Raw genomic sequence first — 19,397 nt, 5'->3', positions numbered from 1 at the left:
AGCGGTGGCTAAAGGAATACAATTGTCCGGAAGACAAAAAGCAGCCATTCTGCTCATAACTCTCGGACCGGAAGTATCCGCGCAAGTGTTTAAGCACTTGCGCGATGAGGAGATCGAGCAATTGACGCTCGAGATTGCCAACGTTCGCAAGGTGGACGCTGGCGAGAAGGATATGATACTCAGCGAGTTTCATCAAATTTGCGTAGCGCAGGAGTATATTACGCAAGGCGGCATTACATACGCGAAGGAAATTTTGGAGAAAGCGCTAGGTTCGCAGAAAGCGCTGGACATTCTGAATCGGTTGACAGCAACGCTGCAGGTTCGGCCATTCGATTTCGCGAGGAAGGCGGAGCCGTCGCAAATTCTCAACTTCATTCAGAACGAGAATTCGCAGACGATCGCTTTGGTCTTGTCCTATTTGCAACCGGACCAATCTTCGGCGGTGCTGTCGTCCTTGCCGCAAGAGAAGCAGGCCGAGGTTGCCCGCAGAATCGCGCTCATGGACAGCACGTCTCCGGATGTAATTGCTCAAGTAGAAAGAGTGCTGGAGCAGAAATTATCGTCTACCGTAACCCAGGATTATACGAACGCGGGCGGCATCGAGTCCATCGTTCAAATCTTGAACGGCGTCGATCGCGGGACGGAACGGACGATCCTGGATTCCTTGGAAATTCAAGATCCGGAATTGGCGGAAGAAATCAAGAAGCGGATGTTCGTTTTCGAAGACATCGTCAATCTGGACAATCGCTCTATCCAGCGCATTATTCGCGATATCGAAAATGCGGACCTTCAGTTGGCGCTCAAAGTGGCCAGCGAGGAAGTCCGGGAATCGATTTTCAGGAATATGTCGAAACGGATGGCCGATACGTTCAGGGAAGAGATGGAGTACATGGGTCCCGTGCGACTTCGCGATGTCGAAGAGGCGCAAACGCGCATCGTAGCGACGATTCGCAGATTGGAAGAGGCCGGAGAGATCATCATAGCTCGCGGCGGAGGAGACGATATTATTGTCTAATCTCATCAAGTCCTCCCATGTTGTGTCGCTTGAAGATCTGAGAAGATTGGAATTTATCCAGAAAATCGCGCCTATGCATCAAAATATTTCCTCTTCTGCTTCCGAACGCGAAGGAAATCAGGAGATTGATGTCGAAACTCAATCGATAAAGGAACGCATCATTGCCGAAGCAGAGCGCACGGCAGAAGAAATCGTACAACAAGCGAAGGCGGATGCGGAGGAAATTCGAGGGGCGGCCGAGCGCGAAGTGGAAGCTTGGTGGCAATTCCGTAGAGAGGAAGACGGCGAGACGCGCGAAGAAGCGAATCGTCAAGGCTACGACGAAGGTTATCGCAATGGCGAGATTCAAGCCGAGGAGCAGCTCGTCAAGCAGTACGAAGATAAGCTTCAGGAAGCGCAAGCGATCGTGAAGCAAGCTTACGAGACAAAAGAAAAGATCATTACGGAAGGCGAGTCGTTCCTGGTTGAGCTAAGCGTCGCAGTCGCGGAGAAAATCGTTCAGCAAAAGTTGGCCAAAGCTCCCGAAATGTCGATGAAGCTGTTCGAGAATGCTTTGGCAAGAAGGAAGGAGCAGGGGGTTATCGTACTCTGTGTCGCGCCATCGCAATTCGCTTTCGTGCAGGCAGCCAAGGACGAGCTTTCCCTCGTCTTGGATGCGCAAGCGGAGCTGCAGATCGTTCCCGACGCTTCCATTCAGGAAGGCGGATGCGTCGTCCGATCCGCTTTCGGCAGCATAGACGCGAGAATCGATACCCAATTGGAAGAGATTCGCGAGCAATTGCTTAAAGTGGCTGCCCATCGAGCCGAGGAGGGCGATCGTGATGTCCCTAGTTGACGTTGGCCGCTATAAGGACACTCTTCGCGAGATCGAATCCGTTAAGGTGAACGGCAAAGTCATTCAGATCATCGGTCTCACCGTCGAATCCGAGGGGCCGGACGCAAGCATCGGAGACGTTTGCTATATTCATCCAATGAAGGGCGGCAAACCGGTTCTAGCCGAGGTTGTTGGTTTCCGGAACAATCGCGTGCTGCTCATGCCCCTAGGGGAGCTGCATGCCATCGGTCCGGGATGCGACGTCGTTGCCACGGGAGGACCGTTGACGGTTCAGGCGGGGTCCGAATTGCTGGGCAAAGTGCTTGACGGTCTGGGCAGGCCTCTCGACGGTTCGCGATTGTCGGTTCGAATGCCGCATTATTCAACGAACAATGTTCCAGGCAATCCGCTTGATAGACCGAGAGTAACCATTCCCTTGGGCGTCGGGGTCAAAGCGATCGACGGGTTGCTCACTGTCGGACAAGGGCAGCGCGTCGGCATCTTCGCGGGTTCCGGTGTCGGGAAAAGCACGCTGCTAGGCATGATCGCGAGAAATACATCCGCCGATGTAAACGTAATTGCGTTAATCGGAGAACGTGGCCGCGAGGTTCTCGAATTTGTCGAGAAGGATCTAGGACCGGAAGGTTTGGCCAGATCTGTCGTGATCGTGGCGACATCCGATCAACCGGCGTTGGTTCGGATGAAGGGCGCGCTAATCGCGACGACGATCGCGGAATATTTTCGCGACCGCGGCATGAACGTCATGTTGATGATGGACTCGGTTACCCGATACGCCATGGCGCTGCGGGAAGTGGGGCTCGCTATCGGTGAACCGCCGGCAACGAGAGGGTATACGCCTTCGGTATTCGCGGCTTTGCCGAAATTGCTAGAACGCGCAGGGACAGGCCCCAGCGGTTCGATTACGGCATTCTATACCGTGCTAGTAGACGGCGACGATATGAACGAACCAATCGCGGACGCCGTACGCGGCATCCTGGATGGGCACATCGTGCTCCATCGCAACTTAGCGAACAAGGGTCATTTCCCGGCGATAGACGTATTGTCGAGCGTCAGCCGGGTCATGAAGGACATCGTAAGCGAAGAGCAGCGAGGAGCGGCGGAACAATTGAAGAGACTGCTGGCTGTATACCGGGATTCAGAGGATCTGATCAACATCGGCGCTTACCAGCATGGCTCTAACGCCGAGATCGATAAAGCGATCAAATTCTACGAATTAATCCGAGCCTTTACCCAGCAAAGGACAGACGAGAAGGTTTCGTTGCAGGAAGCCCAGGAGCGGTTGATCATCGATTTTTACAGGAGATGAGAATAAGCGATTATGTCATTCCGATATCCTTTGCAGAAAATCGTAGATCTTAAGGGCAGCGAGAAGTCGATGGCGGAATGGGAATACGCCGCATCGCTCGGCGAATTGCGCAAAGAAGAAGAGCATTTGGAGAAGCTGCACGATGAGCGAAGTCGTTTGGAGAGAGCCTTGATGTCTGCCTCCGACAAACCTACGCCTTTAACGCGCTTGATGGAAACACAACGATATATAGAGGTCGTGGACGACCGAATTCGCAAGCAACGCGAAGGCGTCCGGTCCGCGGAGGTATTGGTTCGCAAGCGCCAAGGCCATCTAACGGACAAAATGGTAGACGAGAAGGTGTGGCTGAACGCAAGGGATCGCGCGCTTGAGCGATTCAGAAGCGAGAGGCTGGCGAAGGAACAAAACGAATTGGATGAAATCGCGATCGTAAGAGCGGCTGCTGCCCGAAGATAACGCAGCGGCCGACTGATGTCGCAGGAGAATGGAGGGGCAAATCGTGGCGAGCGCGGATGTCGAGAAAAGCAGTTACAGCGGCTTCGAACGATTTCTCTTTTTTGTAACCCCGATCTTGTTTACGGCCGTGCTGCTTGGCGTGCTGGTGCTTATGTTCAATTCCGATTGGCGCAATTCGGCGCTTGAGTTCGGGAATAAAATTCCCGTCATCAAGTCGATTTTGCCGGCGCCGTCCAAACCGGTCGGCCCGGAAGCCCAATCGGACGAAACGCTGACGGTCAACAACGCGAAGAGCAAGGTGGAGGAGCTCAACGCGCTTCTCACCGATCGCGAGACGGCGCTTAAACAAGCAACGGAGCTAACGACGCAACAGAAAAAACAGATCGAAGAATTGAAAGGCAAGCTGGACGAGCTTACCAAAGATTCGGAGGAGAAGACGATCACGGGCGATGAGTACCACGCTCGAATCGCTTCGCTTGCGAGTATGTACGGCAAGATGACGCCGAGCAAAGCGGCGCCGATTCTCGAGAGCATGACCGGCGAGGAATCCGCGCTTGTGCTCGGAGCAATGTCGGTTACCGAACGCGGCCGCGTACTCGAACGGATGACTCCTAAGAAAGCGGCGGACGTCACGATGAAGCTCAAAGATTCGGAATCCGTCGCCGATCGGGAGATCGCCGCATTGCAATCTCGCATTAAAGAGCTGGAGCTCAGCGCCGAGAAGACATCGAACGCATTGGACACCGCGGAACTGAACCGGACATTCTCCGGAATGAAGCCGATCAAAGCCGCAGAACTGCTGCTACAGATGGCTTCGACCAACCAAACCAAAGTTCTGCGCGTTTTGTCGGTATTGGATAACGGAGCCCGTTCCAAAATTTTGGATGAGATGTCCGCGCAAGACAAGAAAGCGACGGCAAATTTGGTCAGCAAGCTCATGCCGGCCAATCCGTAAGGGCAAATCATTCAATATTAATGAAAGGAGGTGACAAAAATGAACATGGCGATTAACTCGGCTCCGACAGCATCTGGAAAATCGGCAGCTATGCCGGCAGCGGGATCTGCGTCAGGCGCGGCGTCAGGCAGCGGGTTCACAAGCGCGCTGGTGCAAGCGATCGATGGAGGGAATACTTCCGGTTCTGTAAACAGCGGATTGTCCTTACCGGTCGCGATGACGGGTTTGCTTGGGAAACTGGATATGACAAGCGAAGAGTCCCAAGATTTGTTGGCGCTGCTGTCAAATCTGGTCGATCAATTGCAACAGGCGGAGGAAGACGATGTTGAGCTGTCTCCTGAATTGCAGGATCAATTGGCTGGTTTGTTGGCCGCTTTCCAAGGATTGCTGGAGCAAATCAACCTCGGCCAAACGAAGTCTGATTCTTCGGAACAAGCCACATCGACGCAGAATTCGCAGACGGTACCAATCGTACAAATTTCCGAAGAGGGAAAAACGGTTGTTAGAGCCCTGCGCGAGACGCTGCAGACGATCTCTTCCGCAATTGCCTCAGGGGCGAAGGACGCAGAACAAACATCGGCTTTCGCCGGGCAGCTTAAAGAGTTGTTGACTGCGTTAAATGCGACTCAGTCCGATGTTTCGAATGCAGCCAAACAAGCGGTCTCCGACACCGTTTACCGAGCGGCTTCAGCCGCTAAAGCCGAAGTCGCGATAGAGAACGGTACGGCGATCCCGAAGGATTCGATTGCCGAGAACGTTTCGATTCAGGAAACGCGTCGTCCGGCGCAAGCGTTCAGAGATCCTGCTTGGCGTTTTCAAATGACCGCGAATTCGGACACTTCTTCCGTTAACGGACAGAACGTTGCAGCGGTATCCGGAACATCGTCCGCCGACCAATCGAACGCGTCGGATTCGCAGCCTGCATGGACATTCATGCAGAACGATTCGTTGGCGAATTCGGAACCGGCGACGGCCAAAGCTACTTTGCCGGCACAAGTGCCGGTACAGCAATTCGCGGAGCAGATGGGCAAGTTCCTTGTGAAGCAATTTCAATTGACGCAAGGCAACGGCACAACGGAAGCGAAACTTTCGCTGACTCCCGAACATCTGGGTCAAGTTGACATCCGAATCGTGATGCATAACGGCCAACTGACCGCTCAGTTTATCGCCGGGAACCCTGCGGCTCGCGAAATGCTTGAGAATCAGATGGCGCAATTAAGAGCCGCGCTTAACGGTCAAGGGCTGCAAGTCGAAAGGCTTGAAGTCGTACAACAACCGCCTTCTTCCGCGGGTACGTCGTTGATGCACCAGGAGCAGCGTCATTCGAATTCCGGCAACGGCAATGGGTCGAACGGCAGAAGCGACAACGCTTTTGAGGATCCGACCGCATTCGCGGACGAAATGGAGCGTAATTCGTCGCTCAAGGAAATCGGATACGGAAGCTCGATCAACGTCACCGCGTAGTTTCGTTACAAGGAGGTGAGGACTATGGCTGACGCCATCAGCACGAAGAATATATGGCCTAACTATGCGAAGGAAAACGTTCAGGCCAAGGCAAGGGAACCTATCAAGCAGCTCGGCAAAGACGAGTTTTTGCAAATTTTGGTCACGCAGCTTCGCAACCAGGACCCGTTGCAGCCGATGCAGGATAAGGAATTTATCGCGCAAATGGCGCAATTCTCGTCCTTGGAACAGATGCTGAACATGACCAAAGAAATCACCGCGCTGAAACAATCCGCTGGAATGGCTACGGGATTAATCGGCAAACAGATCGAATGGTATGACGAAACCGACCCTACCGCGGAAAGCGTCGTGAAAAGGGGAATCGTCGATTCGATCATCTGGACGAAAGGCATTCAATACGCCCAAGTCGGAACGATCGGGATACCGATCGACGAAATCATCTCGATTTCAAACCCTACCGAAGAGAGTTCTCCCGAAGAAGGTTCTTCCGGAGAAGAGCAAACGGAGGTGACGGGGAATGAATAACCCGATGCTCGTCGGACATTTGACGACGGGGCGTACGGGGCCGATTCAAGGCAATCCAGTGCTTGATCGGAATAAACAAACAGGCTCTGACAGCATTTCATTTCGCGAAGTGCTCAGCCGGGAGCAATTAAAGTTCAGCCATCATGCGGAGCAACGCTTGCAGCAACGAGGCATTGAACTGCTACCGGAACAGATCTCGCGTATCGCAAGCGCGGTGGATCAGGCGGCTGCTAAGGGCGCCAGAGATTCGTTGGTTTTATTCCACGACATTGCCATGATCGTGAACGTACCGAATCGTACGGTCGTCACCGCGATGGACGGCAGCTCGATGAAAGAGCATATTTTCACGCAAATCGATAGCGCCGTCGTCGTCAGCTAACCATTAACGGGCTGGTCCTGCCAAGGGAGCCCATGGCCGCGGACCGATTGAAGCGGCTAAAATCACATGATATTGGAGGTAGACATTACATGTTGCGTTCTATGTATTCCGGGGTTTCAGGTATGCGCGGTTTCCAAACAAAGCTTGACGTTATCGGCAATAATATCGCCAACGTCAACACGGTAGGCTTTAAGGCCGGACGTGTCATGTTCAAGGATATCCTCAGCCAGACGATGTCCGGCGTTACGCCTCCGGTCGATGGCGAACAGGGCGGTGTCAACGCCAAGCAAGTCGGCTTGGGAGTAAGCGTGGCGTCCATCGATACGCTGCACATGGGCGGCAGCGCGATGACGACGGGCAAATCGACGGACCTGCGTCTCGACGGCGACGGATTTTTCGTTGTTAGTCCGGCCGATGGCGGTCCGAGATACTTGACTCGCGCAGGTAATTTCGATTTAGATGCAAACCGTCAATTGGTCAATGCTGACGGGATGTTTGTTCTGGCAGGTGATGATGGAGATGGAGCTCCTATTCAGTTAGATGAAGGAGTAACTGCATTCTCGATCTCACAAACGGGCGAGATCATCGCGATCGGAGCGGACGGACGGGCCGAACCGACGGGTATTTTCATCGGCGTTGCGATAGTCGCTAACCCTGGAGGTCTGGAGAAAGTCGGAGGCAACCTGTATCGGATGACTCCGAACGCCAATCCTGATAGTGAATTGATTGTCGGATTTGCTTCAAACGTAGACACTGGCTCCGGTGCCATCATCGCCGGTCAGTTGGAAATGTCGAACGTCGACCTGACGAACGAGTTCACGGAAATGATCGTCGCGCAGCGCGGTTTCCAAGCGAACTCCAGAATCATTACGACATCGGACGAAATTCTGCAAGAAGTCGTCAATCTGAAACGGTAATTGATTTCCTGCCGCGGGAGAGTCTCGGCTCTCCCCCTGGCAGTCTGGGGGAGGCCCTGTCATGATCGGCGTTACTCGCCTGAATGGAACCAAGTTTCACATCAATGCTTTATTGATCGAGACGGTAGAAGAAACGCCGGACACGATCATTACGCTTACGACTGGAAAGAAATTTATTGTAATCGAAAATTCTTCGGATGTAATCCGGGCAATCCGGCATTACTTACGCAGTATCGGCGTGTTGGCGGCGATTCCAAGTCCCGCAGACCCGCAATCGGAGGGAGCTACGTCATGAAAAAATTGTTGCCCTGGCTCGTTTCGCTATTATTGGCGATTACGTTGATTGTCGTTGCCGCTGCTTTTTTCTGGAACAGCTTGTTCGGGGATAAGAAATCGGGCAATCCGGAACTGGCGGCTAAAGAAGCGGCCGGAAGCGTGCAACTCGAGCCAATTTCTGCGGATGAAATGGTCAAGGTCACATCCGAATTAATTGATATCAGCACCAATCTGGCGGATACGGATTATGTCGTCAAGATCAGCTTCTCGTTCCAATTCGAGAACGAAAAAACCAAGGACGAGTTCGAGAAGCTTAAAGAAAACCAGATCAAGCCGATCGTTAACCGCGCTTTATGGGTCATGTCCCCTGAAGATATGAAAGGGACGAAAGGCAAGGATCAGCTGACCGCGGGCCTGATCAACGCGATCAACGAAGTGATGACCGAAGGGAAGCTGCTTAAAGTCGGAATCAAAGGGTTTGTAATGACACCTATCTAATAGAAAACCTAGCGTTGAAAACGGCATGAACATTCCGGTCGACGGCGAGAACGTCAGCGACTCGAGAAAGGGGTGAGAGATGTGGTAGATGTACTTTCGCAGAATGAGATCGATGCGCTGCTAGCGGCGCTCTCGTCGGGCGAAATGGATGCGGAAGAGCTCAAAAAAGAAGAAACGCAGAAAAAGGTGCGCGCTTACGACTTCAAACGAGCGACCCGTTTTTCCAAGGATCACATTCGCAGCTTGACCCGAATTCATGAGAACTTCGCGAGATTTTTAACGACTTATTTTTCTGCTCAGCTTCGTACCTTCGTGCAGATTAACGTCGTTCAAGTCGAACAATTGCCTTACGATGAATTCATCCGCTCCATTCCCAAGATGACGATCCTGAACATTTTCGAAGCGGAACCGCTTGAAGGGCGAATGGTTCTGGAGGTGCATCCCAACGTCGCCTTCGCGATGCTCGACAGATTGCTTGGCGGAGGAGGCAACGCTCCTAGCAAGATCGGCAGTCTAACCGAGATCGAGACAATCATTATGGAGAAAATCTTCAGCCGGGCGCTTGAAAGCCTTCAGGAAGCTTGGAGAACGATTATCGATACGCAGCCGCGACTCGAAGCGCTCGAGACGAATCCGCAATTCATGCAAATCGTCTCTCCTAACGAGACGATCGCGCTCATCTCGCTAAGCACGAAAATCGGAGAAACGACGGGGATGATCAACTTATGTATTCCACATGTCGTTATCGAACCGATCATGCCGAGATTGTCCGTTCACCACTGGTTTGTTTCCCAGAAAAAGACGAGGGCTCCTGAAGAGCAGCAAATGCTGGAAATGAGAGTGAACAAAGCTAAGCTGCCGATTATCGCCGAACTCGGTTCCTCGCAAATTTCCGTTCAGGAATTCCTGAACTTGGCGGTGGGAGATGTCATCGCACTGCACAGAGAGACGGCCGATGGCCTTGAGGTCAAGGTTGGGGACAAGGTGAAATACATCGCAAGTCCGGGTACGCTTCGAGACAAAATGGCGATACAGATTCAGCAGATCGTCAGTGAAGGAGTGGATGAAATCAATGACGAGTAAAGATTACTTATCACAGGAAGAGATTGACGCTCTATTGAATCAATCCTCCGGGGGAGAAGACGACGCTTCGGCAAGCGGCGGACAATCAGTTGAAGAATTATTGACTCCTCTGGAACAAGATGCACTCGGCGAAATCGGTAATATTACGTTCGGAAGCGCAGCAACGGCATTGTCCACGCTGCTCGGCAAGAAAGTTGATATCACGACGCCGACCGTATCAACGATTCCGAGGGATCATTTCGAAGCGGAGTTTCCTATACCTCACGTCGCAGTTCACGTCAGCTACGTGGAAGGATTCGAGGGCATTAACTCTCTTGTCATTAAATCCCATGACGCGCAAGTGATCGCGGATTTAATGCTCGGGGGCGAAGGAAACGTTACGACCGAGGAGCTCAACGAAATACATATTAGCGCCGTTCAAGAGGCCATGAATCAGATGATGGGGTCGTCCGCGACTTCCATGTCGACGATTTTTAACCGGATGGTTAACATTTCGCCTCCGGGTATTGACATCATGGACGTCAAGAACAACTCCGGGGTGAGCAATCTTCCGGCTGAAAATATCTTCGTTAAAATCTCTTTCCGGCTTAAAATCGGGGATTTGATCGATTCGTCGATTATGCAACTGCTTACGGTGCCTTTCGCGAAGGAACTGGTTCGCTCCCTGATGGGAGGAGCTTCGGAAGATCAAGCCGCACCTGCCGAACAAACGGCGTCCGCGCCTGCTCCGCAAGCCCAACCGGCTCCACAGGCTCCCGCTCAGCCAGCCTATTCGGCTCCGACTCCGCCGGTCGCGCCTCAGACGCCTCCAATGGCGGCAGTGCCTCCGGGTTATGGAGCGCCGATGCCGGGCTACCCGCAGACTTTGGGCGGGGCGGGGAACCGGAACGTCAACGTGAATCCGGTACAGTTTGCGAATTTCCAAGGCGCCGGGTACCCGCAAGGGGACGAAACGAATCTTAATCTGCTGCTCGACATTCCGCTTAAAGTGACTGTAGAGTTGGGTCGTACGCAGAAGCAGATTAAGGATATTTTGGAATTGTCCCAAGGCTCGATCATCGAGCTGGACAAACTGGCCGGCGAACCTGTCGACATCTTAGTAAATAACAAATTGATCGCCAAAGGCGAGGTCGTCGTTATTGACGAGAATTTCGGCGTACGCGTAACCGATATCGTCAGTCAATGGGACCGTGTCCAAAAAATCCAATAAGTTAACCGGGAGGAAATAGTAATGGCAAACCGCATTCTCATCGTAGACGACGCAGCATTCATGCGCATGATGATCCGCGATATTCTAACGAAAAATGGGTACGAGGTCGTAGGGGAAGCGCAAGACGGCGCGCAAGCGATCGAAAAATACAAGGATCTGAATCCGGATCTCATCACGATGGACATTACGATGCCAGAGATGGACGGAATTGCGGCCCTGAAAGAGATCCGCAAGCTTGATTCGAACGCGAAAGTCATTATGTGTTCCGCCATGGGTCAACAAGCGATGGTTATCGATGCCATCCAAGCGGGAGCAAAAGATTTTATCGTCAAGCCGTTCCAAGCGGATCGCGTTATCGAAGCGATCAAGAAAACATTGGGTTAAGCCATAGTCAGGAGCGTTGAAGATTCATGCGAGCATATGGGCTAACCGAAGATATGCCAGTTTCGTCGTTAGGATCGGTCTGGGAACTGATCTGGGTATTGTTCGTCCTTGCGGTTATTGTCGGGCTGATCGTTCTGGTCCTGCGCTTCGTCGCCAAACGCAATCGCGGTTGGGGGATGAATCGATCGCTTCGTTCTTTGGGGGGATTTCCTCTCGGAACGAACAAGTCGATGCAGATCGTAGAATGGAACGGTCGAATTTACGTGCTTGGCGTGGGGGACGACGTGACGTTGCTGGAAGCGATCACGGAGCCGGAGATCGTCGACGCTCTGCTTGCGGAGCACGAAATCAACCTCGCTAACTCGGGGGCCGGAATGCCAGAATGGCTTCGCAAATGGACTCAGCGCAACAATCCGCAGAGCGAGGAGCTTTCCTCTCAGCAGTCAGGCTCCGGCATAAGCTTCGAGAAGTCGCTAGAGAACCGTCTCCGTCAGCTTTCGGAAAGAAGGCAGAAGGTGGGGCATTTGCTAGAGGAAAACCGTTCTGAAGATCGGACAGATGAGCGATGAGAAAAAAAATACTATTCAGCTTTCTAATGCTGCAAACGTTATGGATTGGTTTTCAGGCATCCGCATACGCCGATCCGATCGTCGGGGTAACTCTCGGAGACGGATCGGAGCCCGTTGGGGCGTCCGCTCTATCCTTGATGCTTCTCATTACCGTACTGAGTCTGGCTCCGGCTATTCTCGTGCTTATGACAAGCTTTACGAGGATCGTAATCGTCCTCGGATTCGTGCGGACCTCGCTCGGCACGCAGCAAATGCCGCCAAACCAGGTGTTAATCGGTTTAGCGCTGTTCATGACATTGTTCGTGATGGCGCCGACGTTCTCGCAAGTGAACGAAACGGCGTTGAAGCCTTATTTGGCGGGCGAAATCAGTCAGACGGACGCCTTGCAGAAAGCATCCGTGCCGATGAAGGAATTCATGTACAAGCATACCCGCGAGAAGGATTTGCTGCTATTCATGAAGTACACGAAGACCGAGAAACCGGCGACTTATCAGGACATTCCGATAACCGTTCTTGTTCCGGCCTACGCGATAAGCGAATTGAAAACGGCTTTCCAGATGGGTTTCATGATCTTCGTGCCTTTTCTCATCATCGATATGGTCGTTGCGAGTACGCTTATGGCCATGGGGATGATGATGCTTCCGCCCGTTATGATTTCGCTTCCTTTCAAGATCTTGCTATTCGTGCTTGTCGACGGTTGGTATCTTGTCGTGAAGTCGCTGTTGACCAGCTTTAGCCCTTAAAGGGCGCGAATGTAATGGAGGGGAAGGAAGATGACTTCCGAATTTATTATCGGATTAGCGGGACAAGCGTTGTTCACCGTACTAAAGGTAAGCGCGCCGATGCTCGTGATCGCCTTGTCCGTCGGGTTGCTCGTCAGTATCTTTCAGGCGACGACCCAGATTCAGGAACAGACGCTGGCCTTCGTTCCCAAGATCATCGCCGTTTTCCTCGCATTGCTCATTTTCGGCCCATGGATCTTAAACATTCTGGTCGATTTCGCGACGCATCTGCTAGGAAATCTTGAGAAGTACATTGGGTGACGATGAATGGAACTGATCATGCAGTTTTTTCCTGCCTTTCTGCTTGTTCTTTGTCGAATTTCAGCGTTTTTTGTAGTCGCGCCATTCTTTTCATCGAGGAACATTCCGCAAACGGTCAAAATCGGATTAGCTTTTTTTATTTCCGTGATCGTCTTTCTGAACGTAGGCTTCGATACGAAAGTGACTGCCGACGCTACATACATACTGGCCATTATTCGCGAAGTTTTCGCCGGACTGCTTATCGGGTACGTGGCTTATATCTTTTTTTCGATCGTTCAGACCGCCGGCGCCTTAATGGATATGCAGATGGGATACGGTATGGCCAATATCGTCGATCCCATTACCGGTGCTTCGGCCCCGATGCTCGGCAACTTGAAGTTCATGCTAATGACCCTCGTGTTTTTGGGGATTAACGGCCATCACTATTTATTGGCTGCGATCATGGACAGTTATAAGTGGTTGCCTTTGGACAATAAGCTGTTCCAAATCTATTACGAGGGCAACGTTACGGAGTTTCTGACTCGTACGTTCGCCGACACTTTTCTGTTGGCGCTGCAAGTCGCTGCCCCGATCGTCGTGGCGATGTTCCTGACGGATTTCGGATTGGCACTGCTTGCGCGGGCCGCTCCGCAGTATAACGTATTCGTCATCGGAATTCCGCTGAAGATGTTGATTGGCTTGGCATTGCTCGTGCTTCTCCTTCCAGGCTTCGGAGCCTTGTTCCAAATGGTCTTTGACCGAATGTTCCTGGCTTTGGAAAAGCTGTTTACCATTATGCGATCGTAAGTGCAAGACGGAATGTTCTGGAGGTGGTGTCATGCCCCGTTATCGCCTAAGGATGGACCTGCAATTGTTTGCCGGCGAGAAAACGGAGAAGGCAACGCCCAAGAAGCGCAAGGAAAGCCGCGATAAAGGCCAGGTCGCCAAAAGCGCGGAAATTCCGAGCACGTTAATTCTTCTGGCCTGTATTTCCTTTTTGGTCATGTTAGGCCCGTTTCTGGAAAAGCAGCTTCTATCTCTGGTAGGGGATGCTTTCTTGAATCGGCTGAACATGGAAGTGACCGATCAGAACGTTCTTGCGTTGTTTACTCATTACGCGTTACGAATGCTGATCCTGCTATCGCCCATTTTTTTGATCGTCGTCGTCATCGCGTTCGCGAGCAACTACGTGCAGATTGGATGGTTATTCACGCTTGAGCCTCTTAAGCCCAAGTTCGACAAGCTGAATCCGATCAACGGCGCCAAAAATATTTTCGGACCCCGCTCGCTTGTGGAATTTCTGAAAAGCTCCTTGAAATTGACTTCGGTCGCATTGATCGTATTTACGGTTCTATGGTCCGAGAAAAGTCGGCTGCTGGATTTGGCCCATTTGCCCGTCCAGGATATTTTCGCTTTCGTTACGACCTTAACGGTTAGGCTTGGCATTTTTATCGCAGCTCTTTTGTTTATTCTCGCCATTGGCGATTACATTTATCAACGTTACGAGTACGAGAAAAAGTTGAGAATGAGCAAGCAAGATGTTAAAGACGAGTACAAGAACATCGAAGGCGATCCGTTGATCAAGGCAAAGATCAAGGAACGCCAACGCAGGATGGCGCTTATGCGGATGATGCAGGAGGTGCCCAAAGCGGACGTCATCATCACGAACCCGACTCACTTCGCGGTCGCGCTTAAGTATGATTCGACTAAAATGGACGCGCCGACCGTCGTTGCCAAGGGCCAAGATTACATGGCATTGAGAATTCGGGAAATCGCGAAACAAAATAACGTCATAACAATGGAAAACAAGCCGCTCGCCCGCGCGTTGTTCGAGAGAACGGATGTGGGACAAAGCGTCCCTGCCGACCTCTTCCAAGCCGTCGCGGAAGTGCTGGCATACGTATACCGGCTCAAAGGCCGGAGGTAATTAGGGTATTAGGCGAGATTAGCCGGCTTATGAAGGGACAGAGGAAAGGAATCGCCACGGAGAGTTTACGTCCGCCTTTAAAATCGAGTTTCTTCCTTATTAATGGAATCGCAAGAAACTTGATTTTAACAAGCGGCGGAGTGGCGATCCTTATCCGGAGTCCCGGATGCATAAGAGGATGTTTGGAGAGGGGAGGAACGGTTCATGAAAATTCGGGACTTAAGCATTTTAGTCGGCGTCATCGGCATCGTCCTGATGATGGTCGTTCCAATTCCCAAAGGGTTATTGGACGTTCTGCTCATTATCAATATTTCCATAGCCCTGATGATTCTGCTCATTGCAATGAACACGAAAGATGCGTTGCATTTCTCGATCTTCCCGACGTTATTGCTGATCACGACCGTTTTCCGGCTCGCCCTGAACGTGTCCACGACTCGGCTCATTTTGTCGAAAGGCGACGCCGGCCATGTGGTTGAGACGTTCGGACGTTTCGTTGCGGGCGGCCAGGTCGCGATCGGGTTCGTCGTCTTCCTCATTCTGGTTGTCGTACAGTTTATCGTCATCACGAAAGGTTCCGAGCGCGTCGCAGAGGTCGGGGCAAGATTTACCCTCGACGCAATGCCGGGTAAGCAAATGAGTATTGACGCCGACCTGAACGCGGGACTGATCAACGAGCAGCAAGCTCGCGAGCGGCGCGAGAAAATCGAGAAAGAAGCGGATTTCTATGGCGCCATGGACGGTGCGAGCAAGTTCGTCAAAGGAGACGCCATCGCTTCGATTATCATCGTCCTGATCAACCTGATCGCGGGTTTCATTATCGGGATGGCGATCCATGGAATGGACGTCATGACTGCATTGGAGACGTATTCGATCCTGACGATCGGGGACGGTCTCGTCAGCCAAATTCCGGCGCTTCTGATCAGTACCGCAGCGGGCATCATCGTCACGAGAGCGGCTTCGGACGGCAATATGGCCGACGACGTAAGCAAACAATTGCTCCGATACCCAAAACTGCTCTATATCGTAGCGGGAACGGTAGCGTTGCTGGGCATCGCGACTCCGATTCCGTTACTCAGTACATTCCCGTATGCGATCATACTAGCGGTTGCCGGATACAGGCTGCAATCGAATCTGAACCGCCAACAGCAAGAAGAAGAACTCCTCGTCGAAGAAAAAGAGATCGAGGAAGTCCGCAGCCCGGAGAGCGTCATCAGCTTGCTCCAGGTCGATCCGATCGAATTCGAGTTCGGCTACGGATTAATTCCGCTTGCGGATGCGCAACAGGGCGGAGACTTGCTCGACAGAATTATTATGATTCGGCGTCAATGCGCGCTTGAAATGGGCCTGATCGTCCCCGTTATCCGAATTCGCGACAATATTCAACTAAAACCGAATGAATATGTCATAAAAATGAAAGGAAATACGGTAGCGCGCGGCGAATTACTGATACATCATTATTTGGCTATGAGCCCAGGATTCGACGACGATTCCGTTACGGGGATCGAAACGCAGGAACCTGCGTTCGGATTGCCGGCGCTGTGGATCGACGAAGCGACGAAGGAACGCGCAGAGATGGCGGGATATACAGTTGTGGATCCGCCGTCGGTCGTAGCTACGCATCTTACTGAAGTCATCAAGAAATACGCCCATGAGCTCATCGGCCGCCAAGAAACGAAGTCGCTTGTCGAGAGTGTCAAAGAGACGTATCCTGCGCTTGTCGAGGAGCTGATTCCTTCGATTCTCGGCGTCGGAGACGTGCAGAAAGTGTTATCGAAATTGCTGAAAGAAAAAATTTCGATTCGCGATCTGGTTACGATCTTCGAGACGCTGGCCGATTACGGCAAATACACGAAAGACCCGGACGTGCTGACGGAATACGTTCGTCAAAGCTTGTCCAGGCAAATCACCCAGCAATACGCCAATTCCTCGGAACCTCTTAAGGTTATCACCGTCAGTCCTAACGTCGAGAAAAAAATCGCGGACGCGGTGCAGCAATCCGAGCAAGGCAGCTATTTGGCTTTGGATCCGGCTTCGTCCCAGGCGATCTATCAACGCTTGACGGAGCAGATCAACCGGTTGGTACAATCGGGACAACAGCCGATCATTTTAACGTCTCCGACGATCCGGATGTATTTGCGCCAGTTGCTTGAGCGCAGCTTACAAGACGTGCCCGTCATCTCGTACAGCGAATTGGAACCAAGCATTGAAGTACAGAGCGTTGGGGTGGTGAGTGCATGAAGGTAAAACGCTATATCGTCGACGAACTGCCCGAGGCAGTACAGAAGATCCGCAGCGAACTTGGATCGGATGCAGTTATTCTCAATACGAAAGAAATCCGCGTAGGCGGATTTCTTGGCATGTTCCGCAAAAAACGTATGGAAGTGATCGCGGCGATAGACGAAGCCTCCATGAGACAGCCCGCTCGCCCGTCGCTGCCGCTAAGGACTCCGGAAAGGAAGGCTCCGGCTCCTCCGCCTGAGGAACCGAGCGCTCCTGCTGTACTGCCTTCGAGCGCGATTCGGGATAGGTATACGCAGACTCCGTTTGCGGACAGCGGGAGGACAGCGGCAACGTCCGTCCCAAGATCGCCGTTGTTGGATATTCCGGTGCCGGAACAGAGTTTGTTGCTTACGGAAAAAGAAACGGCGGTATCCGCAACACGCCCGAACGAGTCCGATAATTTGTCCGAACGAGCGGAATGGCCTCCTGTGAATGCGTCGGCTGCGCCGGTCGCAGAATCCTTCCAGACTATGGATTCCCGACCGTTTAAGGTTGAAGGAGAAGAGCACTCTCACTTGCTTCAAGAATTGCGTTCCCTCAAAGAAATGATGGCCAAGATGAGCAAACAACAAACGTATCGCAGCATGCCCGATTCTGTCTTGAAATGGAGCAAACGGTTGGCGGAACAAGGTGTCGAGCCGGCATACGTCGAGCAATTCGCGGAAGAGATGAATACCATTCTTGGCGATCGCGCCGATTCCCCGGAAGAAGCGTACGCAACGGCTTGCGGTATTCTTCATTCCTGGCTCTCGAACGCCGCAGGGGGCGGTATCGCCCCATCGACCCGAATCGTTCATTTCGTTGGGCCGACCGGTGTCGGTAAAACGACCACGATCGCCAAACTTGCGGCGGATCAATCGTACTCAGAAAGCAGGAAAGTCGGATTCATTACGGCGGATACGTATCGGATAGCCGCAGTGGATCAGCTCAGAACGTACGCGGATATCTTGAACATCCCGCTTGAAGTCGTCTTTTCCCCCGCGGAGCTTTCAAGAGCATACAAAAAACTCGAAGAATGCGATTTATTATTTATGGATACGGCGGGAAGAAATTACCGCAACGAGTTATTCGTATCCGAAGTGAAAAGTTTGCTCTCGCCCTGGGAGCAATCGGAGACGGTACTCGTTCTGAGCATGACCAGCAAATTCGGGGATATGAAAATGGTCGCCTCGCAATTCGCCAAATACGGCGTCAAACAGCTCCTGCTAACCAAATTCGACGAAACTGATTCTTTCGGGGCTGTCTTGAATCTGATCAAACAGTTCGATTTTCGAATTTCGTACATCACTTGCGGTCAGACGGTGCCGGATGACATCAGACCGTTCGAGCCGGAGGATTTGGTGAGACGAATTCTGGGGGATGGAACCGATGATTGATCAAGCTCAGGCGCTTCGGCACTTGGTTCATTCGAAGGAGCTTCGGTCCTCTCGCTTCACTAGAGTCATCACGGTGACAAGCGGCAAAGGCGGCGTAGGAAAATCCAACTTCAGTCTGAACTTTGCCTTAGCTCTGCAAAATCGGGGCTACAGCGTACTTCTGTTCGATGCGGACATCAGCTTTGCGAACATTGATGTCCTGATGGGAACGCCAGCTAAGTATAATCTGATCCATCTATTAAAGGGCGAGAAGTCGATCTGGGAGATCATCCAGGTAGGACCCAGCGGCTTGCAGGTCATCGCCGGAGGTTCAGGCTTTCAGGATTTAGTTCGCTTAAGCGACAAGGAATTGGATTATTTCGCGGAAGAGATCGGAAAGCTGCACGGACATGTTGATTTCATCTTGTTCGATACCGGCGCGGGTCTCTCGAAGGAGACGGTAAAATTTATTACCGCCGCGGAGGAGACTATCGTGATTACGACACCGGAGCCAACGTCGATTACGGACGCGTACGCCTTGATCAAAATGATCCACTCCATGGGGCACAGCGTATCTTTCCGACTTGTCGTAAACCGGGTGATCGACGACCGGGAAGGCGGCCAAACGGCGGAGAATATTCGCCAAGTGGCTAGCAAATATTTAGGGGTTGAAATTCCAGTCTTGGGATTTATACCGGACGACGTTAACGTGATGAAAGCAGTCAGACGCCAAACGCCGCTGTCGACCGCTTTTCCGAACAGCATTGCGACGCGAGGAATCGATCGGATCGCTTCAAAGTTTTTACTGGAGGAACGCACGTCCGCGCCAACCCGCAGCTTATCGGGCTTTATGCAGCGAATGAAGAGATTGTGGAGCTGATGCAGCCGGGGCGCTAAGAAGGCGCAAAGCCACGAATACAACTAGACGAACGGGGAGGGCC

Annotated in this window: 22 protein-coding genes; all 22 read left to right on the top strand. The window is 52.2% G+C overall.

Going from position 1 to position 19,397, the window contains the following annotated elements:
• The first annotated feature begins 4 nt into the window (after positions 1–4).
• The 22 genes from fliG (at position 5) to FPZ45_RS17895 (ending at position 19,336) form a co-directional block, all read left to right on the top strand.
• Positions 5–1,015: a flagellar motor switch protein FliG gene (gene fliG / locus FPZ45_RS18000; protein WP_144704992.1), complete on the top strand. Its 1,011-nt coding sequence runs from the start codon at positions 5–7 to the stop codon at positions 1,013–1,015.
• On the top strand, positions 1,008–1,850 hold the full coding sequence (fliH, locus tag FPZ45_RS17995; RefSeq protein WP_144704989.1) for a flagellar assembly protein FliH: 843 nt from the start codon (positions 1,008–1,010) through the stop codon (positions 1,848–1,850). Before fliG ends, fliH begins: the two co-directional genes overlap by 8 nt.
• Positions 1,837–3,156 carry a flagellar protein export ATPase FliI gene (gene fliI, locus FPZ45_RS17990; protein WP_144705143.1) on the top strand — a complete coding sequence of 440 codons (1,320 nt, stop codon included), beginning with the start codon at positions 1,837–1,839 and terminating at the stop codon, positions 3,154–3,156. Before fliH ends, fliI begins: the two co-directional genes overlap by 14 nt.
• Positions 3,157–3,168: 12 nt before the next feature.
• Complete coding sequence (gene fliJ, locus FPZ45_RS17985; protein ID WP_144704986.1) at positions 3,169–3,612, top strand: flagellar export protein FliJ; 444 nt, start codon at positions 3,169–3,171, stop codon at positions 3,610–3,612.
• A gap of 43 nt (positions 3,613–3,655) precedes the next feature.
• Positions 3,656–4,567, top strand: coding sequence for a MotE family protein (locus tag FPZ45_RS17980; RefSeq protein ID WP_144704983.1), 912 nt, complete (start codon positions 3,656–3,658; stop codon positions 4,565–4,567).
• Between the two features lie 39 nt (positions 4,568–4,606).
• Positions 4,607–6,031, top strand: coding sequence for a flagellar hook-length control protein FliK (locus FPZ45_RS17975; RefSeq protein ID WP_144704980.1), 1,425 nt, complete (start codon positions 4,607–4,609; stop codon positions 6,029–6,031).
• Between the two features lie 24 nt (positions 6,032–6,055).
• A complete protein-coding gene (locus FPZ45_RS17970) occupies positions 6,056–6,556 on the top strand; it encodes a flagellar hook capping FlgD N-terminal domain-containing protein (protein ID WP_144704976.1) in 501 nt (166 codons plus the stop codon).
• A complete protein-coding gene (locus FPZ45_RS17965) occupies positions 6,549–6,935 on the top strand; it encodes a TIGR02530 family flagellar biosynthesis protein (RefSeq protein ID WP_144704973.1) in 387 nt (128 codons plus the stop codon). The genes FPZ45_RS17970 and FPZ45_RS17965 overlap by 8 nt, the downstream gene beginning before the upstream one ends.
• Before the next feature lie 89 nt (positions 6,936–7,024).
• Positions 7,025–7,852, top strand: a complete 828-nt coding sequence (locus tag FPZ45_RS17960; protein WP_144704969.1) for a flagellar hook-basal body complex protein — start codon at positions 7,025–7,027, stop codon at positions 7,850–7,852.
• 61 nt (positions 7,853–7,913) lie between these two features.
• The gene (locus FPZ45_RS17955; protein ID WP_144704966.1) at positions 7,914–8,147 is read left to right on the top strand and encodes a flagellar FlbD family protein; all 234 of its coding nucleotides are present in this window, start codon (positions 7,914–7,916) and stop codon (positions 8,145–8,147) included.
• Positions 8,144–8,626, top strand: a complete 483-nt coding sequence (locus tag FPZ45_RS17950; protein WP_144704963.1) for a flagellar basal body-associated FliL family protein — start codon at positions 8,144–8,146, stop codon at positions 8,624–8,626. Before FPZ45_RS17955 ends, FPZ45_RS17950 begins: the two co-directional genes overlap by 4 nt.
• Before the next feature lie 81 nt (positions 8,627–8,707).
• Positions 8,708–9,709, top strand: coding sequence for a flagellar motor switch protein FliM (gene fliM, locus FPZ45_RS17945; protein ID WP_144704960.1), 1,002 nt, complete (start codon positions 8,708–8,710; stop codon positions 9,707–9,709).
• Positions 9,699–10,919, top strand: a complete 1,221-nt coding sequence (gene fliY / locus FPZ45_RS17940; protein WP_144704957.1) for a flagellar motor switch phosphatase FliY — start codon at positions 9,699–9,701, stop codon at positions 10,917–10,919. The genes fliM and fliY overlap by 11 nt, the downstream gene beginning before the upstream one ends.
• Before the next feature lie 21 nt (positions 10,920–10,940).
• The gene (locus FPZ45_RS17935) at positions 10,941–11,303 is read left to right on the top strand and encodes a response regulator (protein ID WP_094043389.1); all 363 of its coding nucleotides are present in this window, start codon (positions 10,941–10,943) and stop codon (positions 11,301–11,303) included.
• A gap of 26 nt (positions 11,304–11,329) precedes the next feature.
• Positions 11,330–11,872 carry a flagellar biosynthetic protein FliO gene (locus FPZ45_RS17930; RefSeq protein ID WP_144704954.1) on the top strand — a complete coding sequence of 181 codons (543 nt, stop codon included), beginning with the start codon at positions 11,330–11,332 and terminating at the stop codon, positions 11,870–11,872.
• Positions 11,869–12,615 carry a flagellar type III secretion system pore protein FliP gene (gene fliP, locus FPZ45_RS17925; RefSeq protein ID WP_144704951.1) on the top strand — a complete coding sequence of 249 codons (747 nt, stop codon included), beginning with the start codon at positions 11,869–11,871 and terminating at the stop codon, positions 12,613–12,615. Before FPZ45_RS17930 ends, fliP begins: the two co-directional genes overlap by 4 nt.
• Before the next feature lie 30 nt (positions 12,616–12,645).
• Complete coding sequence (gene fliQ, locus FPZ45_RS17920) at positions 12,646–12,915, top strand: flagellar biosynthesis protein FliQ (RefSeq protein ID WP_144704949.1); 270 nt, start codon at positions 12,646–12,648, stop codon at positions 12,913–12,915.
• A 6-nt stretch (positions 12,916–12,921) separates the two neighbouring features.
• Positions 12,922–13,701, top strand: coding sequence for a flagellar biosynthetic protein FliR (fliR, locus tag FPZ45_RS17915; protein WP_144704946.1), 780 nt, complete (start codon positions 12,922–12,924; stop codon positions 13,699–13,701).
• Positions 13,702–13,732: 31 nt separating this feature from the next.
• Entirely contained in the window at positions 13,733–14,821 is a 1,089-nt protein-coding gene (flhB, locus tag FPZ45_RS17910; RefSeq protein ID WP_144704943.1) for a flagellar biosynthesis protein FlhB, read from the top strand.
• 204 nt (positions 14,822–15,025) lie between these two features.
• Positions 15,026–17,059, top strand: coding sequence for a flagellar biosynthesis protein FlhA (gene flhA, locus FPZ45_RS17905; protein ID WP_144704940.1), 2,034 nt, complete (start codon positions 15,026–15,028; stop codon positions 17,057–17,059).
• A complete protein-coding gene (gene flhF, locus FPZ45_RS17900) occupies positions 17,056–18,477 on the top strand; it encodes a flagellar biosynthesis GTPase FlhF (RefSeq protein WP_144704937.1) in 1,422 nt (473 codons plus the stop codon). Before flhA ends, flhF begins: the two co-directional genes overlap by 4 nt.
• Positions 18,470–19,336 carry a MinD/ParA family protein gene (locus FPZ45_RS17895; RefSeq protein ID WP_144704934.1) on the top strand — a complete coding sequence of 289 codons (867 nt, stop codon included), beginning with the start codon at positions 18,470–18,472 and terminating at the stop codon, positions 19,334–19,336. The genes flhF and FPZ45_RS17895 overlap by 8 nt, the downstream gene beginning before the upstream one ends.
• Positions 19,337–19,397 lie beyond the last annotated feature (61 nt).

Source organism: Cohnella terricola, assembly GCF_007786475.1.
Lineage (GTDB): Bacteria > Bacillota > Bacilli > Paenibacillales > Paenibacillaceae > Cohnella > Cohnella terricola.
This window is presented reverse-complemented; position numbering and strand designations above follow the sequence as displayed.

Coding starts and splice junctions, on each gene's coding strand:
- flhF (WP_144704937.1), top strand. CDS start 17,056: ATGAAGGTAAAACGCTATATCGTCGACGAACTGCCCGAGGCAGTACAG.
- FPZ45_RS17955 (WP_144704966.1), top strand. CDS start 7,914: ATGATCGGCGTTACTCGCCTGAATGGAACCAAGTTTCACATCAATGCT.
- FPZ45_RS17930 (WP_144704954.1), top strand. CDS start 11,330: ATGCGAGCATATGGGCTAACCGAAGATATGCCAGTTTCGTCGTTAGGA.
- fliR (WP_144704946.1), top strand. CDS start 12,922: ATGGAACTGATCATGCAGTTTTTTCCTGCCTTTCTGCTTGTTCTTTGT.
- fliP (WP_144704951.1), top strand. CDS start 11,869: ATGAGAAAAAAAATACTATTCAGCTTTCTAATGCTGCAAACGTTATGG.
- fliY (WP_144704957.1), top strand. CDS start 9,699: ATGACGAGTAAAGATTACTTATCACAGGAAGAGATTGACGCTCTATTG.
- FPZ45_RS17965 (WP_144704973.1), top strand. CDS start 6,549: ATGAATAACCCGATGCTCGTCGGACATTTGACGACGGGGCGTACGGGG.
- FPZ45_RS17975 (WP_144704980.1), top strand. CDS start 4,607: ATGAACATGGCGATTAACTCGGCTCCGACAGCATCTGGAAAATCGGCA.
- flhB (WP_144704943.1), top strand. CDS start 13,733: ATGCCCCGTTATCGCCTAAGGATGGACCTGCAATTGTTTGCCGGCGAG.
- FPZ45_RS17960 (WP_144704969.1), top strand. CDS start 7,025: ATGTTGCGTTCTATGTATTCCGGGGTTTCAGGTATGCGCGGTTTCCAA.
- fliQ (WP_144704949.1), top strand. CDS start 12,646: ATGACTTCCGAATTTATTATCGGATTAGCGGGACAAGCGTTGTTCACC.
- FPZ45_RS17935 (WP_094043389.1), top strand. CDS start 10,941: ATGGCAAACCGCATTCTCATCGTAGACGACGCAGCATTCATGCGCATG.
- flhA (WP_144704940.1), top strand. CDS start 15,026: ATGAAAATTCGGGACTTAAGCATTTTAGTCGGCGTCATCGGCATCGTC.
- fliI (WP_144705143.1), top strand. CDS start 1,837: ATGTCCCTAGTTGACGTTGGCCGCTATAAGGACACTCTTCGCGAGATC.
- FPZ45_RS17895 (WP_144704934.1), top strand. CDS start 18,470: ATGATTGATCAAGCTCAGGCGCTTCGGCACTTGGTTCATTCGAAGGAG.
- FPZ45_RS17950 (WP_144704963.1), top strand. CDS start 8,144: ATGAAAAAATTGTTGCCCTGGCTCGTTTCGCTATTATTGGCGATTACG.
- FPZ45_RS17970 (WP_144704976.1), top strand. CDS start 6,056: ATGGCTGACGCCATCAGCACGAAGAATATATGGCCTAACTATGCGAAG.
- fliJ (WP_144704986.1), top strand. CDS start 3,169: ATGTCATTCCGATATCCTTTGCAGAAAATCGTAGATCTTAAGGGCAGC.